The sequence below is a fragment of the Paracoccus sp. PARArs4 genome, from assembly GCF_947311865.1.
Taxonomy (GTDB): Bacteria; Pseudomonadota; Alphaproteobacteria; order Rhodobacterales; family Rhodobacteraceae; genus Paracoccus; species Paracoccus zeaxanthinifaciens.
Genome location: NZ_CAMZMW010000005.1, coordinates 176,873 through 201,629 on the forward strand (window position 1 = coordinate 176,873; position 24,757 = coordinate 201,629).

General features: G+C 67.8%; 23 protein-coding genes and 1 tRNA gene. 9 read left to right on the top strand and 15 right to left on the bottom strand.

Annotated features, from left to right (window positions below; genetic code table 11):
• Positions 1-16 precede the first annotated feature (16 nt).
• Both mce and QMZ16_RS06140 read left to right on the top strand, forming a co-directional pair.
• Positions 17-421, top strand: a complete 405-nt coding sequence (gene mce / locus QMZ16_RS06135) for a methylmalonyl-CoA epimerase (RefSeq protein ID WP_022706533.1) — start codon at positions 17-19, stop codon at positions 419-421.
• Positions 421-690 carry a DUF1467 family protein gene (locus QMZ16_RS06140; protein WP_282602533.1) on the top strand — a complete coding sequence of 90 codons (270 nt, stop codon included), beginning with the start codon at positions 421-423 and terminating at the stop codon, positions 688-690. Before mce ends, QMZ16_RS06140 begins: the two co-directional genes overlap by 1 nt.
• Here QMZ16_RS06140 and QMZ16_RS06145 read toward each other — a convergent pair.
• Genes QMZ16_RS06145 through QMZ16_RS06155 form a run of 3 tightly spaced genes read right to left on the bottom strand, consistent with a single transcriptional unit; the run spans position 647 to position 2,228 of the window.
• Positions 647-1,372, bottom strand: a complete 726-nt coding sequence (locus tag QMZ16_RS06145) for an EI24 domain-containing protein (RefSeq protein ID WP_022706531.1) — start codon at positions 1,370-1,372, stop codon at positions 647-649. The genes QMZ16_RS06140 and QMZ16_RS06145 overlap by 44 nt on opposite strands.
• Positions 1,363-1,932, bottom strand: a complete 570-nt coding sequence (locus QMZ16_RS06150) for a nitroreductase (RefSeq protein ID WP_282602534.1) — start codon at positions 1,930-1,932, stop codon at positions 1,363-1,365. Before QMZ16_RS06150 ends, QMZ16_RS06145 begins: the two co-directional genes overlap by 10 nt.
• A 53-nt stretch (positions 1,933-1,985) precedes the next feature.
• On the bottom strand, positions 1,986-2,228 hold the full coding sequence (locus tag QMZ16_RS06155) for a hypothetical protein (protein WP_022706529.1): 243 nt from the start codon (positions 2,226-2,228) through the stop codon (positions 1,986-1,988).
• 136 nt (positions 2,229-2,364) lie between these two features.
• Between QMZ16_RS06155 and QMZ16_RS06160 the strand changes: the two genes are divergently transcribed.
• The 3 genes from QMZ16_RS06160 (at position 2,365) to QMZ16_RS06170 (ending at position 4,966) form a co-directional block, all read left to right on the top strand.
• Complete coding sequence (locus tag QMZ16_RS06160; RefSeq protein WP_282602535.1) at positions 2,365-3,150, top strand: M48 family metalloprotease; 786 nt, start codon at positions 2,365-2,367, stop codon at positions 3,148-3,150.
• 3 nt (positions 3,151-3,153) lie between these two features.
• The gene (locus tag QMZ16_RS06165; protein ID WP_282602536.1) at positions 3,154-4,437 is read left to right on the top strand and encodes a DUF2254 domain-containing protein; all 1,284 of its coding nucleotides are present in this window, start codon (positions 3,154-3,156) and stop codon (positions 4,435-4,437) included.
• Between the two features lie 154 nt (positions 4,438-4,591).
• A complete protein-coding gene (locus QMZ16_RS06170; protein ID WP_282602537.1) occupies positions 4,592-4,966 on the top strand; it encodes a hypothetical protein in 375 nt (124 codons plus the stop codon).
• Positions 4,967-4,985: 19 nt separating this feature from the next.
• On the opposite strand, the gene ilvN is transcribed toward QMZ16_RS06170, so the two are convergent.
• From ilvN to QMZ16_RS06185, 3 genes are all read right to left on the bottom strand, one after another.
• Entirely contained in the window at positions 4,986-5,546 is a 561-nt protein-coding gene (gene ilvN / locus QMZ16_RS06175; protein ID WP_022706525.1) for an acetolactate synthase small subunit, read from the bottom strand.
• Positions 5,547-5,589: 43 nt separating this feature from the next.
• Complete coding sequence (locus QMZ16_RS06180; RefSeq protein WP_282602538.1) at positions 5,590-7,344, bottom strand: acetolactate synthase 3 large subunit; 1,755 nt, start codon at positions 7,342-7,344, stop codon at positions 5,590-5,592.
• 162 nt (positions 7,345-7,506) lie between these two features.
• The gene (locus QMZ16_RS06185; RefSeq protein ID WP_022706523.1) at positions 7,507-8,346 is read right to left on the bottom strand and encodes an arginyltransferase; all 840 of its coding nucleotides are present in this window, start codon (positions 8,344-8,346) and stop codon (positions 7,507-7,509) included.
• Positions 8,347-8,557: 211 nt separating this feature from the next.
• Here QMZ16_RS06185 and QMZ16_RS06190 point away from each other — a divergent pair, with 211 nt between their 5' ends.
• On the top strand, positions 8,558-11,338 hold the full coding sequence (locus QMZ16_RS06190; protein WP_282602562.1) for a glutamine-synthetase adenylyltransferase: 2,781 nt from the start codon (positions 8,558-8,560) through the stop codon (positions 11,336-11,338).
• On the opposite strand, the gene QMZ16_RS06195 is transcribed toward QMZ16_RS06190, so the two are convergent.
• Positions 11,335-13,368 carry a glycosyltransferase gene (locus QMZ16_RS06195; RefSeq protein ID WP_282602539.1) on the bottom strand — a complete coding sequence of 678 codons (2,034 nt, stop codon included), beginning with the start codon at positions 13,366-13,368 and terminating at the stop codon, positions 11,335-11,337. The two genes, QMZ16_RS06190 and QMZ16_RS06195, sit on opposite strands and share 4 nt — an antisense overlap.
• Positions 13,369-13,438: 70 nt before the next feature.
• Positions 13,439-14,593: a glutamine-hydrolyzing carbamoyl-phosphate synthase small subunit gene (carA, locus tag QMZ16_RS06200; RefSeq protein ID WP_022706520.1), complete on the bottom strand. Its 1,155-nt coding sequence runs from the start codon at positions 14,591-14,593 to the stop codon at positions 13,439-13,441.
• A 151-nt stretch (positions 14,594-14,744) separates the two neighbouring features.
• Between carA and QMZ16_RS06205 the strand changes: the two genes are divergently transcribed.
• Together QMZ16_RS06205 and QMZ16_RS06210 are read left to right on the top strand one after the other, a co-directional pair.
• Entirely contained in the window at positions 14,745-15,206 is a 462-nt protein-coding gene (locus QMZ16_RS06205; RefSeq protein ID WP_022706519.1) for a GatB/YqeY domain-containing protein, read from the top strand.
• A gap of 40 nt (positions 15,207-15,246) precedes the next feature.
• On the top strand, positions 15,247-15,435 hold the full coding sequence (locus tag QMZ16_RS06210) for a DUF3008 family protein (RefSeq protein WP_022706518.1): 189 nt from the start codon (positions 15,247-15,249) through the stop codon (positions 15,433-15,435).
• On the opposite strand, the gene QMZ16_RS06215 is transcribed toward QMZ16_RS06210, so the two are convergent.
• The 4 genes from QMZ16_RS06215 to lipB all read right to left on the bottom strand — a co-directional run bounded on the left by QMZ16_RS06215 (position 15,436) and on the right by lipB (position 18,910).
• Positions 15,436-15,933 carry a DUF2244 domain-containing protein gene (locus tag QMZ16_RS06215; protein ID WP_282602540.1) on the bottom strand — a complete coding sequence of 166 codons (498 nt, stop codon included), beginning with the start codon at positions 15,931-15,933 and terminating at the stop codon, positions 15,436-15,438.
• Between the two features lie 11 nt (positions 15,934-15,944).
• Complete coding sequence (gene ctaD, locus QMZ16_RS06220; RefSeq protein WP_022706516.1) at positions 15,945-17,621, bottom strand: cytochrome c oxidase subunit I; 1,677 nt, start codon at positions 17,619-17,621, stop codon at positions 15,945-15,947.
• Between the two features lie 136 nt (positions 17,622-17,757).
• Positions 17,758-18,183 (bottom strand): cytochrome C, encoded by a 426-nt coding sequence (locus tag QMZ16_RS06225; protein WP_282602541.1) that lies wholly within the window; start codon positions 18,181-18,183, stop codon positions 17,758-17,760.
• A 73-nt stretch (positions 18,184-18,256) separates the two neighbouring features.
• Complete coding sequence (gene lipB, locus QMZ16_RS06230) at positions 18,257-18,910, bottom strand: lipoyl(octanoyl) transferase LipB (RefSeq protein ID WP_282602563.1); 654 nt, start codon at positions 18,908-18,910, stop codon at positions 18,257-18,259.
• Between the two features lie 117 nt (positions 18,911-19,027).
• Here lipB and QMZ16_RS06235 point away from each other — a divergent pair.
• A tRNA-Leu gene (locus QMZ16_RS06235) sits at positions 19,028-19,114 on the top strand.
• Between the two features lie 66 nt (positions 19,115-19,180).
• Here QMZ16_RS06235 and QMZ16_RS06240 read toward each other — a convergent pair.
• Genes QMZ16_RS06240 through QMZ16_RS06250 form a run of 3 tightly spaced genes read right to left on the bottom strand, consistent with a single transcriptional unit; the run spans position 19,181 to position 24,750 of the window.
• The gene (locus QMZ16_RS06240) at positions 19,181-20,569 is read right to left on the bottom strand and encodes an efflux transporter outer membrane subunit (protein WP_282602542.1); all 1,389 of its coding nucleotides are present in this window, start codon (positions 20,567-20,569) and stop codon (positions 19,181-19,183) included.
• The gene (locus QMZ16_RS06245) at positions 20,566-23,670 is read right to left on the bottom strand and encodes an efflux RND transporter permease subunit (protein WP_282602543.1); all 3,105 of its coding nucleotides are present in this window, start codon (positions 23,668-23,670) and stop codon (positions 20,566-20,568) included. Before QMZ16_RS06245 ends, QMZ16_RS06240 begins: the two co-directional genes overlap by 4 nt.
• Before the next feature lie 6 nt (positions 23,671-23,676).
• The gene (locus QMZ16_RS06250) at positions 23,677-24,750 is read right to left on the bottom strand and encodes an efflux RND transporter periplasmic adaptor subunit (RefSeq protein WP_282602544.1); all 1,074 of its coding nucleotides are present in this window, start codon (positions 24,748-24,750) and stop codon (positions 23,677-23,679) included.
• Positions 24,751-24,757 lie beyond the last annotated feature (7 nt).

The following is a 24,757-nucleotide window of genomic DNA, read 5'->3' on the forward strand; positions in this document are numbered from 1 at the left end:
GCAAACGGAGGATGAGATGATCGGTCGCCTGAACCATGTCGCCATCGCGGTGCCGGACCTCGACGCTGCCGCCGCGCAATACCGCAACACCCTTGGTGCCAAGGTCGGCGCACCGCAGGACGAACCCGATCACGGCGTCACCGTGATCTTCATCGAACTGCCCAACACCAAGGTCGAGCTGCTGCATCCGCTTGGGCAGGACAGCCCCATCCAGGGCTTTCTGGACAAGAACCCCTCGGGGGGGATCCATCACATGTGCTTCGAGGTCGAGGACATCATCGAGGCCCGCGACCGCCTGAAATCCGAGGGCGCCCGCGTCCTCGGCACCGGAGAGCCGAAGATCGGCGCACATGGCAAGCCGGTGCTGTTCCTGCACCCCAAGGATTTCAACGGCTGCCTGATCGAACTGGAGCAGGTCTGATGAACCTGACCGGCGGCATCGTCCTGTTCACCGTCCTGTGGTTCCTGACCCTGTTCGTCGTCATGCCCATCGGGCAGCGCAGCCAGGCCGATGACGGAGAGATCGTTCCCGGCACCCATGCAGGCGCCCCCTCGGGCACCCCCTGGCGGCGCAAGCTGATCCTGACGACCCTGATCGCGGGCGCGATCTGGGCCGTCATCGCGGGGGTGATCCTGGGCGGGTTCGTCACCCGCGGGGATATCTCGAACCTGGACGCGCTGATCCGCTGACCATGTGGAACAGATGCGTGAACGACGCCGCCGCCAGCAGCGGGACGGCGATGTTCACGACCGGGATCGACAGCGCGATCGCCGTCAGCACGCCCGTCACGGTGACCGCGACCCCCCGGCTGCGGCGCAGCGCGTGGGCGTCCTGGTCGGACAGGTGACGGCGCGCGGCCATCTGGAAGAACTCTCGTCCCAGAAGCCAGCCATTCGCGCCGAAGAACAGCACCGGCGCCAGTGGACCCAGGAACGGCGTCAGGATCAGCGACAGCACCGCCACGCCAAGCACTGCCGCCATCACGGCCAGCGATTCCAGCAGCCCGTCCAGGAAATCGGGCGATGCGCCCTGCCTGCGGGGATAGTGCATCCTCTCGACCGCGGCGGCGACGTTCTCGGCGAACAGCCCCGAGAAGCCCGCCGCGACCGGCGCCATCAGAAAGATCCCCATGACCGGCAGCAGCGCAAGCGAGGTCCAGGACAGCGCCTGCCCCAGGTCCAGCGTCCCGATCCAGGGCAGCGTCAGCCCGCCCGGCAGCCAGATCCGGATCGCCCAGAAGATCGCGGCCTGCAGCGCGACGAACAGCAGCAGGGTCAGCGCGATGCCTAGGATCACGAGCTTCAGGACCGAGGGGCGCAGCAGGTCGGCCCACCCCCTCAGCATGGCCCGGACGGGCAGGGTCACAGCCATGTGGTGATCGCGTCGATCTCGGGGCGGGGGCGTTCGGGCGGCGTGCTGCCGCGCGTGCCGATATGGATCAGCCCCGCGATCCGTTCCTGCGGCCTGACGCCCAGATGCGTGCGCCCGAAATCGTGGTTCAGCGCCGCGAAGCCCGTCAGCCAGCACGCCCCCCAACCCGAGGCCAGCGCCGCGTTGACCAGCCCAAGGCACAGCGCGCCCGCCGACAGCTCCTGTTCCCAGGCGGGCACCTTGGGGCTGTCCTTGGGGCTGAAGACGACCGCGACCACGACGGGCGATGCCAAGGCCGAGGCCGCCTTGTCGGCCTGCGCCTGATCCTGGCCATCCGCCAGCACCGCGTCGCGCAGCAGGGGCGCCAGCATGTCCAGCCGCTCGCGCCCCATCACGACGAAGCGCCAGGGTTCCAGCTTGCCGTGATCGGGCACGCGGGCGGCAAGGGTCAGCAGGTCCCGCAGGGCCGCGCGGTCGGGGCCGGGGGCGGTCAGCAGCTTGGGGGGGTGGGAACGGCGCGTCGCCAGGAATTCCAGCGCGGCCTCGTTGCGTTCGGGCATGGCATTCTCCTTCGCGGGATCTGTCGCCGATCGCGGTTTGGGCCGCAAGGGCGCTATTCCCGCTCCAGCCGGTAATTCCCCTCGGGCAGGTTCAGCGCCAGCCGCAATTCGGACAGTTGCTGCATGGTGAAGGTGACGCGCACCACCTCCGAGCCGTCATGGCTCATCTGTTCGACCACCACGCGGTCGTCGAAATTCAGGATGACGACATCCTCGTTCAGGGGGCGGGTATTCGGCTCGGCCTCGTCGATCAGGGTGATGACGGTCGCGTCGAAGTCATGCTCGATGGTGAACATCCGATTCTCCTTTGGCCTGACTGCGACAATTGCGCGTCGGGGTGGCGGCGGCAAGCGCGCGGTCTTGCTGACCTGCGGCGCGGCAAGGTAGGTTGGGCGCAACAGGCGCGTTCGGACAGCGAAGGACAGGGCGGCGATGGGCAAGACGTGGGCAAGGGGATGGATGCGGGCCGCGATGGCGCTGGCCGCGCTGGCGGTCGCGGGCTGCGCCCAGGGGCCGGTGACGCCCGCCATCACCCAGGCGCCCGCCGCGCAGACGCCGCCCGCGCCGGTGGTCCTGCCCGCGCCCAGCAGCCGCCATGACGGCACCCCGCAGGGCGCGGCCCGCAGCTTCGTGCAGGTCATGTCGCGGATGGAGCCCGCGGTCGAACGCGAATGCGTCGAGCGTCGCAGCCGCGCGATCAACTGCGATTTCGCCTTCGTCGTGGACGACCGCGCCGGGCTGGAGCCCAATGCCTACCAGACCGTCGACCGCACGGGCCGTCCGGTCGTGGGCTTTACCCTGTCGCTGATCGCGCAGACGCAGAACCCCGACGAGATCGCCTTCGTCGTCGGTCACGAGGCCGCGCACCACATCCTCGACCACCTGGACCGCAAGAGCGGGGCCGCGACGGCAGCGGCGGTGGTTCTGGGCTCGCTCGCCTCGGCCTATGGCGGCGACACCGCCGCGATCGAGCGCGCGCAGTCCATCGGCGCCTCGGTCGGGGCGCGCTACTACAGCAAGGAGTGGGAGCTGGAGGCCGATTACCTGGGCGCGATCATCACGATGAACGCGGGCTACAACCCGCTGACGGGGGCAGGGCTGTTCACGCGCATCCCCGATCCGGGCAACCACGTCCTTGGCACGCACCCGTCGCGGGCGCAGCGCATCACGCAGGTCCAGCGCGCGGTCGCGGACGTGCAGGCCGGACGCGCGCGCTGACGGATGGCTGAACATGGCAGCGTCGGCAGGATAAGGTTCCAGCTGCGGCAGCTGCTGCGCAAGCTGTGGGTCAGGGTCAGCTGCTTTGCCGCACTCGGCTTCGGGACGGCGATCGCGGGCTGGGCGCTGCGCGGGGCCATTCCCGACGACCTTGCGGGCTGGATCGGCGCGGATGCCATCGGGACGATCCTTCAGATCATCGCCTCGTCCATGCTGACGGTCACGACCTTCTCGCTGTCGATCCTGACGGCGGCCTATGCCACGGCCAGCAGCGGCACCACCCCGCGATCCGTGCGCCTGATCGCGCAGGACGGGGTCAGCCAGACGGTGCTGGCGACCTTCATCGGGGCCTTCGTCTTTAGCCTTGTCGGGCTGATCATGCTGCAGACCGAGCTGTATGGCGAAGGCGGGCGCGTCATCCTGTTCCTCGTGACGCTGTTCGTGATCCTGGTCGTCATCGTGTCGCTGCTGCGCTGGATCGACCGCCTGGCGACACTGGGCCTGGTAGGCGATACCGTCACCCGGGTCGAGGAGGCGACGGCCACCGCGCTGGAACGGCGTCTGAAATCGCCCTGGATGGGGGCGAACCCCCTGCGCGGCGCCCCCCCGCCCGAGGCGGCGGCTCTGCATCCCGACCGGGTGGGGCATGTCCAGAACTGCGACATGCAGGCGCTGTCGGACCTGGCGGAGGAGCATGATCTCCGCATCTATCTTGCCGCGATACCGGGCGATCTGGCGCATCCCGCGCAGCCGGTCTGCCACGTGGTCGGGCGCATCGACGATGCCGTCGCGGGCGATCTGCGCGACTGCTTCACGCTGGCTGCCGAGCGCAGCTTCGACCAGGATCCGGGCTTCGGCTTCCGCGTCCTGTCCGAGGTCGCGCAGCGCGCCCTGTCGCCCGCCGTCAACGATCCGGGCACGGCCGAGGTCGTGCTGACGCGGATGCTGCGCATCCTGTCGCCCTGGACCGGACAGGTCAGGCCCGATGTCAGTTTCCCGCGGCTCTATTCACCCGGTCTGGACCCTGCAGCGCTGCTGGGCGACAGCCTGCGCCCGATCATGCGCGACGGGGCAGGGGTGGCGCAGGTCCATCTTGCGATCCAGCGGATGCTTCACCTGCTGCTGCTGCAGAACCCCGAGGTCTTTGCGGGTCCCGTGCGCGATCTTGCCGCCGAATCGCTTCTTCTGGCCGATGCGCATGTCGCGCTGGACAGCGAAAAGGCCCGCATCAGGGAGCTGAGCGATCAAATGATGCACGATTTGGAATTGGTTGTGGTTACAGGGTGACAGCGCAACCAGTGAGTGAAAAAATCTCCCGATAATTTGAGAAAACTCTAGCTAATCGGCGGAAACCTGCTTTAGTCGGCAAAGATTTGCACAAAATCACCGCCCGCTGGTCGAAATCAGGTATCGGGGCAGGCGATAAGAAGAAAGGGCGCCCATGATCGGGGTTGTCGTATGGAGCTGCGCCTCTCGGGAAAAGGCGATCATCTGGTGCGAGGATCAGGCCAACCTCGCCTATCTGGAAGGCACAGCGGGGCTTGCCCAGGCGATGCGCTGGCCCGAAGCCGGCGACCTGGTCGAGCTGGAGACGCGCACCAAGGGTGAACTGCGCCACGCCTTCGACCTGCGCATGCTGTCCGAGAAAAGCTGCCCGGAACTGCCCGAGCTGCTGGCCGCCGCCGACGGAGCACCGTCACGCCCCCAGCACCTTCGCGTGGTCTCGTCGCAGCCGGGATCGCGCGAAACACCGGAAAATCGTGCCAAGAAACAGAAACCGGCCTTCGCATGGCCGCGTAGCGGCGCCGCCTGCTGAAGGCAGCGCCGAACGGCGTTCAGGCGCCGCGGGCCAATGCGGCCACGCCCGTGCGGGCCATGTCGATCAGACCCAGGGGGCGCATCAGGTCGGCGAATGCATCCAGCTTGCTGGGCGCGCCCGACAGCTCGAAGACGAAGCTTTCCAGCGTCGAATCCACCACGTTCGCCCGGAAGATCTCGGCGATGCGCAGCGCCTCGACGCGCTTGTCGCCCTGGCCCTGCACCTTGAACAGACCCAGCTCTCGTTCGACCGAAGGCCCCTCGACCGTCAGGTCGTGAACGTCGTGGACGACCACGATACGGCCCAGCTGCGCCTTGATCTGTTCGATGACCGAAGGAGTTCCGCGCGTCACCACCGTGATCCGCGAACGGTGGCCCGCATGGTCCACCTCGGCCACGGTCAGGCTGTCGATGTTGTAGCCGCGCCCCGAGAACAGGCCGATCACGCGCGCCAGCACGCCGGGCTCGTTCTCGACCATGATGGCCAGGGTGTGGCTTTCCTCGGTCTGGGCATGCGGGTCGCGCAGGTCATAGGCCGAATGGCTCGACATGCCCTTCTGGATGTTCAGTGCGTTCATATCATTGCCCTGTTGCAGATGTCTGGAAAGGGGGCGGGGCCGGTCAGACCAGCACCGCACCTTCGGTTTCGATGACGCCCTGCGTCTCGGCCTCGCCCAGAAGCATCTCGTTATGCGGCTTGCCCGACGGGATCATGGGGAAGCAGTTCTCGTGCTTCTCGACCAGCACGTCCAGGATGAACGGACCGTCATAGTCGATCATCTGCTGGATCGCGTCGTCCAGGTCGGCGGGATCGCGGACCTGCGCGCCCTTGCAGCCGAAGGCCTCGGCCAGCTTGACGAAATCGGGCAGGCTGTCGGACCACGATTGGCTGTAGCGTTCGCCGTGCAGCAGCTGCTGCCACTGGCGGACCATGCCCAGACGTTCGTTGTTCAGGATGAACTGCTTGACCGGCAAGCGGAACTGGACCGCCGTGCCCATCTCCTGCATGTTCATCAGCCAGCTTGCATCGCCCGCGACGTTCACGACCAGCGCGTCGGGATGTGCCATCTGCACGCCGATGCTGGCGGGCAGGCCATAGCCCATCGTGCCCAGCCCGCCCGAGGTCATCCAGCGGTTGGGCTCGTCGAAATCGAGATACTGCGCGGCCCACATCTGGTGCTGGCCCACCTCGGTCGTGACATAGCGGTCGCGCCCCTTGGTCAGTGCCTCCAGGCGCTGCAGCGCGTGCTGCGGCTTGATGATCGTGTCGCTCGGGCGATAGAACAGGCAGTTCTTGGCCTTCCAACCCTCGATCTGCGCCCACCACTGCTTCAGCCCCGCGGTGTTGACCTTGCGGCCCCGCGATTTCCAGACCTTCAGCACGTCTTCCAGGACATGGCCCACATCGCCGATGATCGGCACGTCGGCGCGGATCACCTTGTTGATGCTGCTGGGGTCGATGTCGATATGCGCCTTGATCGAGCCGGGGCTGAAATCGGCCACGCGGCCCGTGATGCGGTCGTCGAAGCGGGCGCCGACATTGATCATCAGATCGCAACCGTGCATCGCCAGGTTCGCCTCGTACAGGCCGTGCATCCCCAGCATCCCCAGCCAGCCCTTGCCCGATGCCGGATAGGCGCCGAGGCCCATCAGCGTCGAGGTGACGGGGAAGCCGGTCGCGTCGGCCAGCTCGCGCAGCAGCTGGCTGGCGGCGGGGCCGGAATTGATCACGCCGCCGCCGGTATAGAAGATCGGGCGCTCGGCCTGTTCGATCAGCTCGACCAGGCGGGTGATCTGGGCCAGATCGCCCTTGCGCACCGGCTGATAGGACCCGGTATCGGTCTGCTTCGGCCCGGCATAGCTGCCGGTGGCGAACTGCACGTCCTTGGGGATGTCGATCAGGACCGGACCGGGCCGCCCTGAGGTCGCCACATGGAAGCCCTTGTGGATCGTCTCGGCCAGCTTGTCGGTGTCCTTGACCAGCCAGTTGTGCTTGGTGCAGGGGCGGGTGATGCCGACGGTATCGGCCTCCTGAAAGCCATCCGTGCCGATCATGAAGGTCGGGACCTGGCCCGACAGGACCACCAGCGGAATGCTGTCCAGCAGCGCATCGGTCAGGCCGGTGACGGCATTCGTCGCCCCCGGCCCCGAGGTGACGAGCACGACGCCCGGCTTGCCCGTCGCCCGGGCGTAGCCTTCGGCCATGTGGACCGCGCCCTGTTCGTGGCGGACCAGCACATGGGTGATGTCGTTCTGCTGGAAGATCTCGTCATAGATCGGTAGCACAGCCCCGCCCGGATAGCCGAATACGGTATCGACGCCCTGATCGCGCAGCGCTTCGACAACCATTCTTGCACCCGTCATCATTCGGGACATGTTCTTGCTCCACTTTCGTCCAGATCCCGCCGCAGGCTGGATAATTCCGCCACGGCGTCGGCGCAAACTAGGGGGGCTTCAGAACGGGGTCAATGGGGTCGCGCGGTTAAAATGACGCAATAGACGCGCGGATTGAAACTTTATTTCGCGATGCGACGGGCGCTATCGGTTCGATTGCGGCAGAGCGATGCGGGCGACCTGTTCGACGATGGGATCGACGGACAGGGGATGGGCCTCTTCCTCGTGGTCGGCGGGGTCGCCGATATCCTGCCACGCGCCGCCCTTGTAGATCTCCAGCGCCGAGAAGCGGGCCTTGTAGTCCATCTTGCGGCTGCCCGGCACCCAGTACCCCAGGTAGACATATGGCAGCCCCGCCGCGCGCGCGATCTCGATATGGTCGAGGATCATGTAGGTCCCGAGGCTGGCGTGATGCAGCGTCGGTTCGTAGAAGCTGTAGACGAGGCTGAGCCCGTCATCCAGCACGTCGGTCAGGCAGACCGCGATCAGGTCGTCATCGGCGTCGCCGGGCGTGGACAGGTCCGACAGGTGGCCGCGATACTCGATCACGCGGGTCTTGATCGGCGTTTCCTCGATCATGGCGGCGAATTCGAAGATGTCCATGTCGGCCATTCCGCCATCGGCGTGCCGGCTGTCGAGATAGCGGCGGAACAGCTCGAACTGCTCCTCGGTCGCCCAGGCGCTGGTGGCGACGCGGCGCAGCCCGCCATCCTTGCGCGCGACCCGGCGCTGCGTGCGCGACGGCGCGAAATCCGCCACCCGGATGCGTGCCGACATGCAGGCCACGCAGCTTTCGCAGCTGGGACGATAGAGCACGTTCTGCGACCGCCGGAAGCCCTGCCGCGACAGCGCGTTGTTCAGCATCGCCGCGTTGTCGCCCTGAAGCGCGGTGAACAGCTTGCGTTCCGCGCGGCCATGCAGATAGGGGCATGGCTGGGGCGCGGTGACATAGAACTGCGGCGCGTGCGGAACGGTGTGGCGCATCCTGCCACCTCGGCTGTTGGGCGGTTGAACGGGGGTCGGGTCGTTCGGCAGCGCGGTGCGATCCGGACGAGCGACGTCGAAAGTCCGGCAAAGCCTAGCAACCTTTGGATGACAGGCCAAGCATCGAAAAGGGATAGGTCGACTTATCCCCTTGCGCGTCGTCGCACGGGCCGCGTTGACTGTTCCGGCGGCTGTCGCGAACATGCCGCCCATGACAATGGCCAGCCGCATCACCCGCATTCCGATCCCCGTCGACACCACGCGCGCGCAGGACGCTGCGGCGCTGTTTCCCGACGCGGACCCGCCGCTGCGCGACCTGATCGCGGGCGCGGCGGGGTCCAGCCCCTATCTGGCCGGGCTGATCCGGTCCGAGGCCGACTGGCTGGCCGCCGGCCCGCGCCCCGAAGGCATCGTCGCCGCCGAGACCGAGGGCTTCGAGGACCTGGACCCCGACGCGCTCGGGGTGGGGTTGCGGCGGGCCAAGCGGCGGGTCGCGCTGCTGGTCGCGCTGGCCGATCTGGGTGGCATCTGCCCGCTGGAGGATGTCACCGGCGCCCTGTCCGATCTTGCCGATCGCGCGGTGGACCTGGCCCTGCGCGCCCATGTCGCAACCGAGCGGCGTCGCGGCAAGCTGCCCGCGACCGAAGCCGATGCGGGCGGCATCTTCGCGCTGGCGATGGGCAAGGGCGGCGCGCGCGAGTTGAACTACAGCTCGGATATCGACCTGATCGTCCTGTTCGACGAGACCGCCTATGCCGAAGCCGACCAGATGGAGGCGCGCGCCGCGCTGATCCGGGCGACCCGGCGCATGGCCGCGACGCTGTCGGACGTGACCGAACACGGCTATGTCTTCCGCACGGACCTGCGGCTGCGGCCCGATGCCTCGGTGACGCCGGTCTGCATCTCGACCGCGGCGGCGCTGGCCTATTACGAGGCCGAGGGCCGGACATGGGAACGCGCGGCCTTCATCAAGGCACGCGCCGCCGCGGGCGACATCGCGGCGGGCCAGCGTTTCCTGCGCGAGCTGCGCCCCTTCGTCTGGCGCAAGCACCTGGATTTCGCGGCCATCCAGGACGCCCACGACATGCGGCTGCGCATCCGCGACCACAAGGGCCTGGGCGGCAAGCTGGAGGTCGCCGGCCACAACCTGAAGTTGGGCCGCGGCGGCATCCGCGAAATCGAGTTCTTCACCCAGACCCGCCAGCTGATCGCGGGCGGGCGCGACCGCGACCTGCGCCAGCGCGACACCGTGGGCGGGTTGCGCGCGCTGGCCGCCAAGGGCTGGGTCCCCCCGGAGGTGGCCGAGGAGCTGATCGACCATTACCGGCAGCATCGCGACATCGAGCATCGCATCCAGATGGTGAACGACGCGCAGACCCATTCGCTGCCCAAGGACGACCAGGGGCTGCGCATCATCGCGGCACTGTCGGCGCAATCCGATCCGCAGGCGTTCCGCGACGGGCTGCGCGACCGGCTGGCCCGCGTCCACGAACTGACCGAGGAGTTCTTCGCCCCGTCGGAACCAGCCGCCCCCGCGCCCGAACTGTCGGACGAGGCCCGCACGATCATCGACCGATGGCAGGGCTATGCCGCGCTGCGATCTGACCGCGCCCAGCAGATCTTCCGCCGGATCGAGGCGCCGCTGCTGGACCGGATGGCGCGTTCGGGCCACCCGACCGAGGCGTTGTCGCGTTTCGACAGCTTCCTGTCCGTGCTGCCGGCGGGGGTGCAGCTGTTCTCGTTGTTCGAGGCAAATCCCCAGCTGATCGACCTGATCGTCGACATCTGCGGGACCGCGCCGGGGCTTGCGACCTATCTGGCGCGGCATCCGGCGGTTCTGGATGCGGTGCTGGGGGGCAGCTTCTTCTCGGCCTGGCCGGGCGAGGGGGCCTTGCGGGACGAGCTGTCGCGCGTGCTGGCCCGCGCCGCCGACGCACCCGGTGGCGGGTATGAGCGCGCGCTGGACGCCGCGCGCCGTTGGGCGCACGAGTGGGAATTCCGCATCGGTGTCCACCACCTGCGCGGCCTGATCGACGCCGACGAGGCCGCCGTCCAGTATGCCGACCTAGCGGGGGCCTGCGTCGCGGCGCTGTTCCCGGTAACGGTGCAGGACTTCTCGCGGCGTCACGGGCCGCCGCCGGGGCGCGGGGCGGTCGTGGTGGGGATGGGGTCGCTTGGCGCGAGGGCGCTGAACGCGGGCTCGGACCTGGATCTGATCGTGATCTATGACGCGGACGGCGTCGAAGCCTCTGACGGGCCGCGCCCGCTATCGTCGCGGCCCTATTACGCGCGGCTGACGCAGGCGATGATCACGGCCCTGACCGCGCCCACCGCCGAGGGGCGGCTCTACGAGGTCGACATGCGGCTGCGTCCCTCGGGGCGGCAGGGGCCGGTCGCGACCTCGGTCCAGAGCTTCGAGAGCTATCAGCTGTCCGAGGCCTGGACCTGGGAGCACCTGGCCCTGACCCGCGCGCGCGTCGTGGCGCAGGGCGGTGCCGATCCCGGCCTGGCGGATCAGGTGGAAACGCTGCGAATGCAGGTGCTGCGCGAATGCGGCGGGGCCGAGCGCGTCATGGGCGATCTGGCCGACATGCGCAGGCGGCTGTTCGCGGCCAAGGCGCCGTCCGGCGATTTCGATGCCAAGCGCGGTGCGGGGCGGTTGCAGGATATCGACCTGTTCGCCCAGTCATGCGCGTTGCGCGCGGGCGACCCCGCGCGGGCCACGCTGGCGCAATTGCGCGCGGGCCGCCGCGCCGGGCTGATCGACGCCGACACCGCCGAGGCGCTGTCCTCGGGCTGGCGCAGGCTGTGGCGGCTTCACGCCTCGGGGCGGCTTCTGACCGATGCGCCGCTTGCCGCCGCCACGATCGGCAAGGGTGGGCAGGAGTTCCTGCTGAGAGAGACCGGCGCCGAGACGCTGGAGGCACTGGCAGGCGACATGGCCACCCGCGCCGCCGCGATCGCCGCCCTGATCGAGGACCGGCTGCCCTAGCTTGCGACCCTGTCGCGGTTCGCGCGTTGGGCCTGATCCTGCATCTCGGCGGCGACTTCGGACAGGGACCGCCCGCCGATCTTGCCCAGGACGGGGATCTGGACCAGCCCCTCGGGCAGGGCGGGGGCTTCGGGTTCCTGCGTCTCGACGAACAGGCCATGGGCGGTCTTGTCCCAGTAGAAGGGCTTGGTCACCACCTCGTAGATGGCCTTCCAGCCCGCAAGACAGCCGAGCGGGAAGTAGATGTGCAGCGTCGGCACCCATGCCAGCAGGTGTCGGTGCTTGGGGCCGCGAACGGCGCGCATGCCGACGAAGATCGACAGCAGCTCCGACGCGACGAACAGGCCGAACAGCGCGGGCATGACCCATCCGCCGAGGAAACCCTCCAGCGGGCCGCGCATCGGGTGGGGCAGCCCCGCCGTCAGCAGCCAGAAGCTCCAGAGCACGGGCGCCAGCAGGTATTGCGACAACGAGCCGAAGAACTGCACCTGGAACCCCCAGAAGCGGCGCGGTCCAAGGTCGCGCCACAGCGCAACGGGATCGCGCATATGGACCCCCCATGTCATCGCATACCCCTTGAGCCAGCGCGACCGCTGCTTGACCCATGGCAGAGCTCGGCAGTTGGCCTCTTCGTCGGTGGTGGTCTCGATGATCTCGGTCCGGTAGCCGCGACGCGCAAGGCGGACGCCCAGATCGGCATCCTCGGTCACGTTCCAGGCGTCCCAGGCGCCCACCTTCTCCAGTACGTCGCGCCGGAAGAACAGCGTGGTCCCGCCAAGCGGCACGACCAGCCCCAGCCGCGCGACGCCCGGAAGCAGCACGCGGAACCAGGCGGCGTACTCGATGGTGAAGCAGCGCGCCAGCCAGTTGGTGCGCGGGTTGTAGAAATCCAGCGCGCCCTGAAGGCAGGCGACGTCCGCGGGGGCCTCGTGAAAGCGGCGGGCGACCTTGTGCAGCTGGTCGGGGTCGGGGCGATCCTCGGCATCCCAGATGCCCACGATCCGGCCACGACAGAAGTTCAGTGCATAGTTCAACGCGCGGGGCTTGGTCTTGATCGGGCCGTCCGGCACGCGGACCACGCGGATCCAGTGGGGCAGGGTCGCGCCCTTCAGCGCGGCCTCGGTCACGTCGTCGCTGGCCTCGATCACCAGCAGCAGGTCGGTCAGGTGGCGCGGATAGTCCAGCCGCGCCAGACGCGCGACCAGCTTGCCCGCGACGTCGCTCTCCTTGAACAGCGGCACCATGACCGAGATGACCGGCAGGGGCGCGTCCTGCGACATCGCGCCCGGAACGTGCCGCCGGGCCGCCAGGAAGGCCAGCAGCTTCAGCGCACTTTGGGTCACCAGCGTCAGCGTGGCCCAGATCGTCAGCAGCACCGCGACGGCGACGGGTTGCAGCAGCAGGCCCGCAGCAAGCACGGCGATCGCTCCGATCGCAAGGCGGCTGGTCCGCGCCTGGTCCTGCGTCCGGCAGCTTTCGGCGGCGGGGACCGTCGCCTCGGCCTGGCGGACAAGGCGGGTGCCGCGAAGCGCCAGCACGCTGCGGTGGATCTGATCCTCGCTGCACAGAAGCATGCGGACATGGCCGAAACCCTGCGGCAGCAGCGGCAGGATCGCGTCGAAGCGTTCGGGATGGGCCGTGGCGATCCAGGTGACGCCGCCGATGCGCCGCCAGGGCAGCACCGAATGCGTCAGGCAGAAACCGGCGCCGACCGCGTCGATCAGGCGCGGATCGGGCGGGGTCAGCTGCGGGTCGATGGATGACGTGCGCCACCTGCGCGACAGCGCGCGCGCAAGCGCCTCGGGGGCGACGAGGTTCTCGGACAGAAGCACCTGCGGCAGGTCGGCCGAGCGCTGCTTCTGCAGGACCGTGGCGCGCAGAAGGTCCGCCGGATCCAGCGCCCCATCCTCGAGCAGGATCTGCCCGAGCGTGCGGCGGTCCTGCGGCGCGGCGGTCGGGCCGCGCAGGACGACGCCCATATCGGGGGTGGGAAGATTTGCGGGCTTGGGCAGCAGGGCGGTCAGGGCCATGGGCGAATCCCTTCTGGAACGCCCTTTCCTGACACGCCCTGGTTAACGGCGGGTTAACCCTGACCCGGAATCAGCCCTTGGCGCGACGATCGCGCATCGAATCGGCAAAGCGCTTGAACAGGTACAGGCTGTCCTGCGGACCCGGTGCGGCCTCGGGGTGGTGCTGCACCGAGAAGACCGGACGGTCGTTCATGCGGATGCCGCAATTGCTGCCGTCGAACAGGCTGATATGGGTTTCCATCACGCCTTCGGGCAGCGACTGGCTGTCCACCGCGAAACCGTGGTTCATCGAGGTGATCTCGACCTTGCCGGTCTCGTTGTCGCGGACGGGATGGTTCGCGCCGTGATGGCCGTGGCCCATCTTGACGGTCTTGGCACCAAGCGCCAGCGCCAGCATCTGGTGACCGAGGCAGATGCCGAAGATCGGCATGTCGCGGTTCAGCAGTTCCTTGATCATCGGCACGGCATATTCACCGGTCGCCGCCGGATCGCCGGGGCCGTTCGACAGGAAGACGCCCTCGGGTTCGTGGGCCATGACCTCTTCGGCGGTGGCGGTGGCGGGCAGGACCGTGACATCCGCGCCGAAGGCCACCAGCGAACGCAGGATGTTGCGCTTCGCGCCGTAATCCAGCGCGACGACCTTGAAGGGCTTGGGCTCGGGGGTGGTGCCGAAGCCTTGGCCCCATTCCCATGCGCCTTCTTCCCAACGATAGCTTTGGGCGCAGCTGACGGTTTTGGCCAGATCCAGCCCGACAAGGCCGGTCCATTCGCGGGCCTTGGCGACCAGCGCCTCGATGTCGAAGTTGCCGTCCGGATCATGGGCCAGCACGACATGCGGGGCACCCAGCTGGCGGATGGCGCGGGTCAGGCGGCGGGTATCGACGCCGCCGATCCCGATGCGGCCGCGGCGGGCCATCCAGTCCGACAGCTCGTCGGTGGCGCGCCAGTTCGACGGATCGGTCGGATCCCACCGCACGACGATGCCGCTGGCAACGGGGTCCTGTGCCTCGTCATCCTCGGTGGTGACGCCGGTATTGCCGATATGGGGGAAGGTGAAGGTGACGATCTGGCTGGCATAGGAGGGATCGGTCATGATCTCCTGATAGCCGGTCATGGCGGTGTTGAAGACCAGCTCGGACACCACCTCGCCCGGGGCGCCGAAGCCCTGGCCATAGAAGATCGTTCCGTCGGCAAGCGCCAGGCAGGCGGTCGGTTTCTTGGCCATCTTGGCACCTCTGGTCTGAAATCGGCCGACAATTACGGGGCATGGGCCGCAAGGTCAAGCGGGTTGGCGCGCTTGTTATTCATCGAACCACGCCCTAGAAGGTCAGCTTTCCGGTGCGACCCTTCCGTCGCCCGCCCCGATGGAGAGCCAGATGGATCTGCGAGCCAAGCTGCAAGCCGCGACCAAAGATGCCATGAAAGCAAAGGACAGCGACCGCCTGTCCACCCTTCGCCTGATCGGTGCCGCCGTGAAGGACCGCGAGATCGCGGCCCGCACCGGCGACGGCGACGGCACCCTGACCGAGGCCGATCTGATCCAGATCCTGTCCAAGATGGTCAAGCAACGCCAGGAATCGGCCCGCGCCTACGAAGAGGGCGGCCGCCTGGAGCTGGCCGCCAAGGAGGAGCAGGAGATCACGATCATCCAGGAGTTCCTGCCCCGCCAGATGACCGAGGAGGAGACGCGCGCCGCCATCGACGCCGCCGTGTCCGAGACCGGCGCCGAGGGGCTGCGCGACATGGGTCGCGTCATGGCCGTGCTGAAGGAACGCCACGCGGGCCAGATGGATTTCGGTGCCGCCGGCGGCATGGTCAAGGCGCGCCTGATGAACTGACGCGCCTCCTTGCGCGTTCGGGCGGGCAGGAGGTGACATCATGCCCGCCAGATCCAAGGCCCAGCAACGCGCCGCCGGAGCGGCGCTTTCGGCGAAACGAGGCGAGACGAAGGTCAAGGACCTTCAGGGTGCCTCGAAGGACATGTATGACAGCATGTCCGAGGACGAGCTCGAGGATTTCGCCTCAACCGACCATGACGACCTTCCCGACAAGGTGGATGACGACTGATCAGCGAAGGGCGGCAAGCCGGCGCGTGATTTCGTCCGACAGGGCGCGGCGTTCCTCGGGGGTCAGGAACGCGCCCAGCTCCAGTTCGCGGCGCCCGTCCGTCAGCACAAGATAGCTTTCGACCGGGCCGGGGCGGATCAGCGCGCGCACCCAGAAGCTGTTGGCCGTCCAGTCGCGCGCGGCACGGCCCGGGTCGCGGCGGACCAGCGACAGGCTGCGCGCGTCGAAGCGCAGCACCTCGTGGACATGCCCGCTGCGATAGGTCAGGTGCAGCGCGAACCATACCCCCGCCACCGCGATCGCCACGAAGACCAGCAGCGGCCACAGCGCCGCCGTCCCGATCACCGCGATCAGGGGCAGGCTGACCAGCGCCATGGTCGCCCCGATGAACCAGACGAAGCCGCGACGCGGCAGCGACCGGTGCGGCCACAGGACAAGCCGATGAGAAACGGCCCCGGAAACATCCGGGGCCGTTTCTTCTGTCCAGCGATATGGCATGTGCCGTCCGCTCAGTGGGCCGGGGTGCGGTCCCACTCCTCGCGCTTCGGCAGCTGCTCGAAGGTGTGCTCGGGCGGGGGGCAGGTCAGCGTCCACTCCAGCGTGTCGGCATATTCGTTCCAGTAGTTGTTCTGCGTCACGCGCTTGCCCGCGAACAGGGTGTAGAAGACGACCCCGATGAAGAACAGGAACGACGCGAACGAGATGTATGCACCGATCGAGCTGATGTTGTTCCAGAACGCATATTCGACCGGATAGTCAATATAGCGGCGCGGCATGCCCTGGCGGCCCAGGAAGTGCTGCGGGAAGAAGGTCAGGTTCGCGCCGATGAACATCGCCCAGAAGTGCAGTTTGCCCGCCCATTCCGGGTACTGGCGGCCCGACATCTTGCCGATCCAGTAATACACGCCCGCGAAGATCGCGAAGACCGCGCCGAGCGACATCACGTAGTGGAAATGCGCCACGACATAATAGGTGTCGTGATAGACGCGGTCCAGCGGTGCCTGGCTCAGGACCACGCCGGTGACGCCGCCCACGGTGAACAGGAACAGGAAGCCGAAGGCCCACAGCATCGGGGTCTTGAACTCGACACTGCCGCCCCACATCGTCGCGATCCAGCTGAAGACCTTGATGCCCGTGGGCACCGCGATCGTCATGGTCGCCAGCATGAAGTAGCTCTGCTGGGTCAGCGACATGCCGACGGTGTACATGTGGTGCGCCCAGACGACGAAGCCCAGGATCCCGATCGCGGCCATCGCCAGGACCATCGGCAGGTAGCCGAAGATCGGCTTGCGCGCGAAGGTCGCGATGACGTGGCTGATGATGCCGAAGCCGGGCAGGATGATGATGTACACCTCGGGGTGGCCGAAGAACCACAGGATGTGCTGGTACAGCACCGGGTCGCCGCCGCCTGCCGGGTTGAAGAAGTTGGTGCCGAAGTTGCGGTCCATCAGCAGCATGGTGATCGCGCCGGCCAGCACGGGCAGGGCCAGAAGGATCAGCCAGGCGGTGATGAAGACCGACCATGCGAACAGCGGCACCTTGAACAGCGTCATGCCGGGGGCACGCATGTTCAGGAAGGTCGTGATGATGTTGATCGCGCCGACGATCGAGGACGCACCCGAGACGTGGACGGCGAAGATCGCCAGGTCCATCGAGTAGCCCTGTTCGTTGGTCGACAGCGGCGGATACAGCACCCAGCCCACGCCCGAGCCGGACTGCTGGCTGCCGCCCGGCGCCAGAAGCGAGGCGATGCCCAGCAGAAGGCCCGCGACATACAGCCAGTAGCTGAGGTTGTTCATGCGCGGGAAGCTCATGTCCGGCGCGCCCAGCTGCAGCGGCATGAAGTAGTTGCCGAAGCCGCCGAACAGGGCCGGGATCACGACGAAGAACATCATCAGCACACCGTGATAGGTGATCATGACGTTCCACAGGTGACCGTTCGGGGTGCATTCGGCGGCGGCATCCGCGAAGAAGCGCGCGCCCTCGGTGCACATGTACTGCACGCCCGGTTCCTGAAGCTCCATCCGCATGTACACGGTGAAGGCCACCGAGATCAGGCCGGCAAGGCCCGCGGTGAACAGGTACAGGATACCGATATCCTTGTGATTGGTGGACATGAACCAGCGGGTGAAGAATCCGCGGGTGTCATGATGGTCTTCGTGGCCGTGCGAGGCTGCGTCTGCCATACCCGAACTCCCTCAAGATGTCGTCAGTCCGGCCCGGCAGCCGGCGTATCACGCATTCTTTAGACCAGCCTCGCGCTTCGGGCAATGCGTCACGAAGGCGCGAGGTCACGTTCGCTCACGACCGCGCGACGTGAACCTAGGGGGCGTCGGGGCTGTTCTGGGCAAGGAACGCGGCAAGATCGGCCTGGTTCGCGTTCAGCTTGAAGGTCATCTTGCTGCGTGCGCGATCGTCGCCCGATTTCTCGCGGACCCAGGCGGTCGGATCGGTGACATAGGCGATCATCTCCTCCTCGGTCCAGACGAAGTCGGGATTGGCCTCGCGCACCGCCAGCAGGCCGTCGCCATAGCGATAGTCCTCCTGGTGCGCGGCCGGGCTGCCGATGATGTTCCACAGATTCGGGGCGATGCGCCCGCCGCGCACGATGTCGTTGCCCTGATCGTCCTGGATCATGTGACAGGACCGGCACTTGCGAAACTCGGATTCGCCGGCCTCGGGGTCGCCCGCCTGCGCGTGGGCCATGGCTGCGGATGCAAGAAGGATGGCGGCGGCTGCCTTTGGCATCTGAAATCTCCGGATGGTTCGGCGGCAGCCTAGCGCCCATGCGGGCGGCGTCCAGCGGTCCCTTGGTCGCAGGTCAGCCGAAGACCTGGTCGAACCCCTTGCGCAGCGCGACATCCAGGTCGCCCATCTCGACGGGCAGGCCCAGATCGACAAGGCTGGTGACGCCGTGCCCGCTGATGCCGCAGGGCACGATCCCACCGTAATGCGACAGGTCCGGATCCTGGTTGATCGAGATGCCGTGGAAGCTGACCCAACGGCGCAGCTTCACGCCGATCGCGGCGATCTTGTCCTCTCGCGGGGTGCCGTCGAACAGGGGCGGGCGGTCGGGGCGCGGCACCCAGACGCCGACGCGGCCCTCGCGGATCTCTCCTCGGATGCCGAACTCGGCCAGGGCGGCGATGACCCATGCCTCGAGATTGGCGACGAAGGCGCGCACGTCGCGCCCGCGCCGGTTCAGGTCCAGCATGACATAGACGATGCGCTGTCCCGGCCCGTGATAGGTGAACTGCCCGCCGCGCCCGGTCTCGTGGACGGGGAATCGCGCATCCAGCAGGTCCTGCGCCCGCGCGCTGGTTCCCGCCGTATAGAGCGGGGGATGCTCGACCAGCCAGACGGCCTCGTCGGCCTCGCCGCGATGAATGGCGGCGACGCGCGCCTCCATGAATGCCACCGCATCCTCGTATCCGGTCAGGCCGGTGCTTTCGATCCATTCCACCATGGGGGCGATGTGGCGCGTGGCGGCGCTTTCGTCAATCGCCAAGCTTGCATGACGGGATGCGCTTTTTTGCATTATACCTCTTTTCAAGGCACGAAGGCTCGGCTAAGACGCCCGCACTGCCCGGATGCGGTCGTGGCGGAATTGGTAGACGCGCAGCGTTGAGGTCGCTGTTCCTTAACCGGAGTGGAAGTTCGAGTCTTCTCGACCGCACCAACATCTTCCTGAAAAATCGGAACGAACTGTCGGGGAACCGGGCCTTTGCGGCCCGGCCCCTGTTCGTCATTCGGCGATGCGCGTCACCGCGGCGCCCGCGCCGGTCGCGATCTGCAGCACGGCCCATTCCTGCGCCGCATCGTTGCGCGCGCTTGCCGCCGACAGCCGCGCCGAGGCACGCTGGCGGTCCGCATCCAGCAGGTCCACCAGGGGCAGGGCGCCCGCCTCGAAGTTCTGGCGTGCCAGGTCGTAGGCGCGATCATACGAGGACGCTGCCCCCTCCAGGGTCGAGACCCGCTGGCGATAGCGGCGCAGGTTCGACTGGCTGGTCTGCACGTCCTCGACCGCGGCGGCGACATCGGACCGCCATTCCAGATCGGCCTGCTGGGCCTCGGAGATGCGGCGGTTGCGCGTCGCGTTCAGCACGCCCTGGTTGGTGATCGGCAGAGACACGCGGGGGCCGAAGCTCCAGCCGTCGGTGCCGTCGCTGTCCGAGACCGACCCCGTCAACGAGATCGAGGGCAGCATGTCCGCCGTCGCCACCCCGACCTGCGCCAGGGCCTGCCCCAGCTCGGCGCGGGACTGGCGGATGTCGGGACGGTTCTGCAGCAGTTCCGCGGGAACGCCGGTGCCGGGGCCCGCCGGGATGCGCAGCGCCCCCGAGCCCGAGGACATGCGCGCCATCAGCGGCCGCGCCTGCACGTTCAGCAGCGTGGACAGCCGGAAGACCTGCGCGTTGAACTGCGCCTCGTAGGATGGCAGGTCCGCGCGGGCGGTCTGCAGCAGGGCCTCGGTCTGGGCGATGTCGTAATCGGTCGCAAGCCCGAGGGACTGCATTTCGCGCGTGACCGACAGCGTGCGTTCGCGCGCGCTGATCGTTTCGCGCGTCAGGGCCAGCGCCTGCTGCTGATACCGCGCATCGGCATAGGCGGCGATCACCTCGGCCAGCCAGGCGAGGCGCACGACCTCGGCCTCGGCCTCGGCGGCGTCCAGCGCGGATTGCGCGGCCTCGCGTTCACGGCGCGCGCCCCCGAACAGGTCGAAGACGAAGCTGGCCGACAGGCTGGAATCGGTGCTGTAGCTCGTGGCCGTCGCATCGCCGCCCGACTTGCTGCGGGTGACGGTCGCATCGCTGCCCGATACCTGCGAGGCCCAGGGCCGCGTCGCCTGCGCATCGGCCTGTGCCGCGCGGATGCGTTCGTTCGCGGTCAGGATGTCCAGGCTGTTCGTCAGCCCCTGCGCGATCAGGTCGGACAGGACCGGATCGCGATAGTCCGACCAGAAGGCCCGCGCGCCCACCTGCCCGACGGGGGTGTTGTCGCCCTCTTCGAAGGCGGGCTGGACCTTGGGGTCGGGGATGGCCGTCGGCTCGGGGCCGACCGCCGCGCAGGCCGAGATCAGAAGCAGCGCCGTCAGCGACAGGGCCGCGCGCTTGGGAATTGCCCGAACAGTCACGTCGTCTTTTCCTTTCGGGTGAAGATCCGCCGCACGGTCAGCACGGCGACATAGAAGACCGGCACCAGGAAGATCCCGATGACGGCGGACGAGGCCATGCCGCCCAGAACCCCGATACCGATCGAGTTCTGCGCCCCCGCACCCGCGCCGGATGCGATGGCCAGGGGAAGCACGCCCAGCATGAAGGCGAAGGTGGTCATCAGGATCGGGCGAAGGCGCTGGCGCGACGCGATGGCGGCGGCCTCCAGCATGTTCTTGCCCTCGGCGATCTGGGCCTCGGCGAACTCGACGATCAGGATGGCGTTCCTGGCCGCAAGGCCGATGGTCGTCAGCAGGCCCACCTTGAAGTAGACGTCGTTCGACTGCCCGAAGACCAGCGCCGCCGCCAGCGCGCCCAGGATGCCCACCGGAACGGTCAGCATGACCGCCAGCGGCACCGACCAGCTTTCGTACAGCGCGGCAAGCGCCAGGAACACGACCAGCGCCGACAGCGCGAACAGGATCGGCGCCTGGTTGCCCGACAGCCGTTCCTGGTAGGATAGCCCCGTCCAGGCCGCGCCGTATCCGCCGTCCATGTCCGTGACCAGTTCCTCCATCGCGCTCATCGCCTCGCCCGAGGACAGGCCCTGCACGGCGGCGCCGCTCAGTTCCAGCGCGCGGGTGCCGCCGAAGCGGGCCAGCGCCTGCGGTTCCTGTTCCCAGGACCGGGTCGAGAACGCGCCGAAGGACACCATCTCTCCGTCCGAGTTGCGGGCATACCAGCGGTCGATGTCGTCGGGCTGGCTGCGGGTGTCGGCCTCGCCCTGCACGATCACGGGACGCAGGTCGTTGCCAAGCGCGAAGTCGTTCACCTCGCGGCCCGCGAAGATCACGGACAGCATGGCGTTCACCTCGCTGATGGACAGGCCGAAGGCGGCGGCCTTCTGCTGGTCGATGTCCAGCTGCAGCGCCGTCTGGGTGGCGGCGTCGTTGCCGCGGAGGCTGGTGACGCGGCCGTCCTCCTGCGCGGTGGCGACCAGCTGGTCGGCGGCCGCCGACAGCGCGTCCTGGCCCTGACCGGTCTGGTCCACCAGGTACATGGTGAACCCCGACGAGGTGCCCAGCCCCTGGATCGCGGGCGGCTGCAGCGTGAAGATCTGCCCCTGCCGGTTCGTCGTGAAGAAGAACCCGTTGGCGCGGTTCACAAGGTCCGCCACCCCGTCGCCGCGCGCGTCATAGTCGCGCAGCTTGACGAAGACGATGGCGTTGTTCTGCCCGGTGCCCTGGAAGCTGAAGCCCAGTGCCGCGAAGACGGATTCGACCGTTTCGGTCTCCTGGGTCAGCATGTAGGTCTCGACCTTCTCGACCAGCGCCTTGGTCTGTTCCGTGGTCGAGCCGTCCGGCCCCTGGATCATCACGATCGCCACGCCCTGATCCTCGTCGGGCAGGAACGAGCCCGGCAGCCGGTCGAACAGCGCCGCGATCCCGAAGCCGATGATGACCAGCACGATCAGCGACCGCAGCGGGCGCCGGATCAGGCGCGTCACCGTCCCGACATAGCCGTCGGTGGCGCGGTCCATGTTGCGGTTGAACCAGCGCGCGGGCGCGATGCCGCCCTTGTGGTCGCGCGGCTTCAGCAGGCTGGCGCACATGGCGGGCGTCAGGATGACCGCGACGCCAAGGGACAGCACCATCGCCGTGATGATCGTGACCGAGAACTGGCGATAGATCACGCCCGTGGCCCCCGTCATGAAGGCCATCGGCAGGAACACCGCCGACAGCACCAGCACGATGCCGACCAGCGCCGAGGTGATCTCGTCCATGCTCTTCTCGGTGGCCTCGACGGCGCTCAGGCCGTCCTCTTCCATGACGCGTTCGACGTTCTCGACGACCACGATGGCGTCGTCCACCAGAAGGCCGATGGCCAGCACCATGGCGAACATCGTCAGCGTGTTGATGGAAAAGCCCGCGAAGGCCAGCATCGCGAAGGTGCCCAGCAGCACGACCGGGATCGCGATGACCGGGATCAGCGTCGCGCGCCAGCTCTGCAGGAAGACCAGGATGACCAGGAAGACCAGCACCACGGCCTCGGCCAGGGTGTGATAGACCTGCTCGATGGATTTCTCGACGAAGGGCGAGGTGTCGTAGGGATAGACGATCTCGACGCCCTCGGGCAGCGATCCCTCCATGCCGTCGATGACCTCACGCACGCGTTCGGCGGTGTCGACCGCGTTCGCGCCGGTCGCAAGGTTCACGGCAAAGCCCGCGGCGGGGTTGCCGTTGTGGCGCGATGCCCCGCCATAGCTTTCCTGCCCGATCTCGATACGGGCGACATCGCCCAGGAACACGGTCGAGCCGTCGGTGGCCACGCGCAGCAGGATGCGCTCGAACTCCTCGGCGGTGGACAGCTGCGACTGCGCCGAGACCGGCACCGTGATCTGCTGGCCCTGCGCACTGGGCTGCGCGCCCAGATCGCCCACCGTGACGTTGGTGTTCTGTTCCGCGACCGCGGCGGTCACGTCCGAGGGCGTGACCTGGTACTGGACCATCTTCATCGGGTCCAGCCAGATGCGCATGGCATAGCCCGAACCGAAGGTGTTGATCGAGCCCACGCCCTCGGTCCGCTTGACCGGATCCTCGATAAGCTGGGCGACCAGATCGCCCAGTTCGACGGAATCGTAGCCGCCATCGGGCGCGGTCAGCGCGCCCACCAGCAGGATCGAGCTGGTCGAGCGTTCGACCTGCACGCCCTGCTGCTGCACCACGTCCGGCAGCTGCGAGGTCACCAGCTGCAGCTTGTTCTGGACCTGCACCTGCGCGATGTCGGGGTCCACGCTGTCGTCGAAGGTCAACGAGATCGAGGTCGAACCCGGCGTCGAGTTCGAGGTCATGTAGGTCAGCCCGTCGATGCCGGTCATCGCGTCCTCGATCACCGTGGTGACAGAGCTTTCGACGATTTCAGCCGACGCGCCGGTATAGGTCGCGCTGACACGCACCGTGGTGGGCGCGATCTGCGGGTACTGCTCGATCGCGAGGCTGTTGAGGCCCATGACCCCCACCAGCATCGTGACCAGCGCCAGCACCCATGCGAAGACGGGGCGGTGGATGAAGAAACGTGCCATCTGGCCTTACTCCGCTTCGGGCTGCGCGGCGTCGCGGACGACCCCGGCCTCGTCGACGGTGACGGGCGCGGTCTGGACCTCGGCGCCCTCGGACAGGCCGGACATGCCGTCCACGACCAGCGTCTCGCCGTTCGCCAGCCCCTCGGTCACGATCCACTGGTTGCGATAGCTGCCATCGGCGGTCAGGTCGCGCTTCGAGGTCTTGCCGTCCTCGACCACCCATGCCGAGAGCTGGCCGATCTTGTCGCGGCTGGCGGCGGTCTGCGGCACCAGGATCGCGCGGGTCACGCCCAGTTCGACCTGTCCGCGCAGGAACATGCCGGGCAGGATCAGCTTGTCGGGATTGTCGAAGCGGAAGCGCGTGTCGATGGACCCGGTCGAGGTCGAGACCGTGACCCCCGGCGCGATCAGCTCGCCCACCGCCTGGTAGGTGCGGCCGTTCTCCAGCGTCAGGGTCGCGCGCAATTCGTCGTTCAGGCGCAGGCGCCCGTCATTGATGTCGTCCAGCACCGACAGGAAGCGCGACGAGGGTTCGTACATGTCCACCTCGATCGGGTCCAGCTGGGTGATCGTGGCCATCGCATCCGACTGGTTCGCCGTGACCAGGTCCCCGATCGAGGCCTCGGCCACGCTGGCGATGCCGTCCAGCGGGCTGGTGACGGTGGTCCAGTCCAGTTCGGCCTGCGCCTGCACCAGCGCGGCCTCGGCGGCGCTGACCTGCGCCTGTGCCTGGTCGCGGGTCGCCTGCGCGCTTTCGACCTGGGCCTGGGTCGTCCCCGATCCCAGCAGCGCCTGGTTGCGCCGCAACGAGGATTCGGCCTCGGTCAGCTGGGCGCGGGCCGATGCCAGGTCGGCTTCGGCTGCGGCGACGCTGGCCTGATAGGTGGTGTCGTCGATGCGGAACATCGGCGTGCCGCGCGCGATCTCCTGGCCGGGTTCGTACAGCACCTCGGTCACGATGCCGCTGACGCGGGGGCGGATCTCGGCGGCATTGGCGGCCACGGCGCGGCCGGGCAGGGTGAAGATCCGGGGAACGTCCTGTTCCTCGATCTGCATCACGCCGACGGTCTTGGGGGGCATTCCCTGG

Coding starts and splice junctions, on each gene's coding strand:
- QMZ16_RS06190 (WP_282602562.1), top strand. CDS start 8,558: ATGACAATGGCCAGCCGCATCACCCGCATTCCGATCCCCGTCGACACC.
- QMZ16_RS06160 (WP_282602535.1), top strand. CDS start 2,365: ATGGGCAAGACGTGGGCAAGGGGATGGATGCGGGCCGCGATGGCGCTG.
- QMZ16_RS06170 (WP_282602537.1), top strand. CDS start 4,592: ATGATCGGGGTTGTCGTATGGAGCTGCGCCTCTCGGGAAAAGGCGATC.
- QMZ16_RS06195 (WP_282602539.1), bottom strand. CDS start 13,368: ATGGCCCTGACCGCCCTGCTGCCCAAGCCCGCAAATCTTCCCACCCCC.
- QMZ16_RS06215 (WP_282602540.1), bottom strand. CDS start 15,933: ATGCCATATCGCTGGACAGAAGAAACGGCCCCGGATGTTTCCGGGGCC.
- QMZ16_RS06245 (WP_282602543.1), bottom strand. CDS start 23,670: ATGGCACGTTTCTTCATCCACCGCCCCGTCTTCGCATGGGTGCTGGCG.
- ctaD (WP_022706516.1), bottom strand. CDS start 17,621: ATGGCAGACGCAGCCTCGCACGGCCACGAAGACCATCATGACACCCGC.
- QMZ16_RS06155 (WP_022706529.1), bottom strand. CDS start 2,228: ATGTTCACCATCGAGCATGACTTCGACGCGACCGTCATCACCCTGATC.
- QMZ16_RS06185 (WP_022706523.1), bottom strand. CDS start 8,346: ATGCGCCACACCGTTCCGCACGCGCCGCAGTTCTATGTCACCGCGCCC.
- QMZ16_RS06180 (WP_282602538.1), bottom strand. CDS start 7,344: ATGTCCCGAATGATGACGGGTGCAAGAATGGTTGTCGAAGCGCTGCGC.
- carA (WP_022706520.1), bottom strand. CDS start 14,593: ATGGCCAAGAAACCGACCGCCTGCCTGGCGCTTGCCGACGGAACGATC.
- QMZ16_RS06165 (WP_282602536.1), top strand. CDS start 3,154: ATGGCTGAACATGGCAGCGTCGGCAGGATAAGGTTCCAGCTGCGGCAG.
- mce (WP_022706533.1), top strand. CDS start 17: ATGATCGGTCGCCTGAACCATGTCGCCATCGCGGTGCCGGACCTCGAC.
- QMZ16_RS06250 (WP_282602544.1), bottom strand. CDS start 24,750: ATGCCCCCCAAGACCGTCGGCGTGATGCAGATCGAGGAACAGGACGTT.
- QMZ16_RS06150 (WP_282602534.1), bottom strand. CDS start 1,932: ATGCCCGAACGCAACGAGGCCGCGCTGGAATTCCTGGCGACGCGCCGT.
- QMZ16_RS06145 (WP_022706531.1), bottom strand. CDS start 1,372: ATGGCTGTGACCCTGCCCGTCCGGGCCATGCTGAGGGGGTGGGCCGAC.
- QMZ16_RS06140 (WP_282602533.1), top strand. CDS start 421: ATGAACCTGACCGGCGGCATCGTCCTGTTCACCGTCCTGTGGTTCCTG.
- ilvN (WP_022706525.1), bottom strand. CDS start 5,546: ATGAACGCACTGAACATCCAGAAGGGCATGTCGAGCCATTCGGCCTAT.
- QMZ16_RS06225 (WP_282602541.1), bottom strand. CDS start 18,183: ATGCCAAAGGCAGCCGCCGCCATCCTTCTTGCATCCGCAGCCATGGCC.
- QMZ16_RS06205 (WP_022706519.1), top strand. CDS start 14,745: ATGGATCTGCGAGCCAAGCTGCAAGCCGCGACCAAAGATGCCATGAAA.
- QMZ16_RS06210 (WP_022706518.1), top strand. CDS start 15,247: ATGCCCGCCAGATCCAAGGCCCAGCAACGCGCCGCCGGAGCGGCGCTT.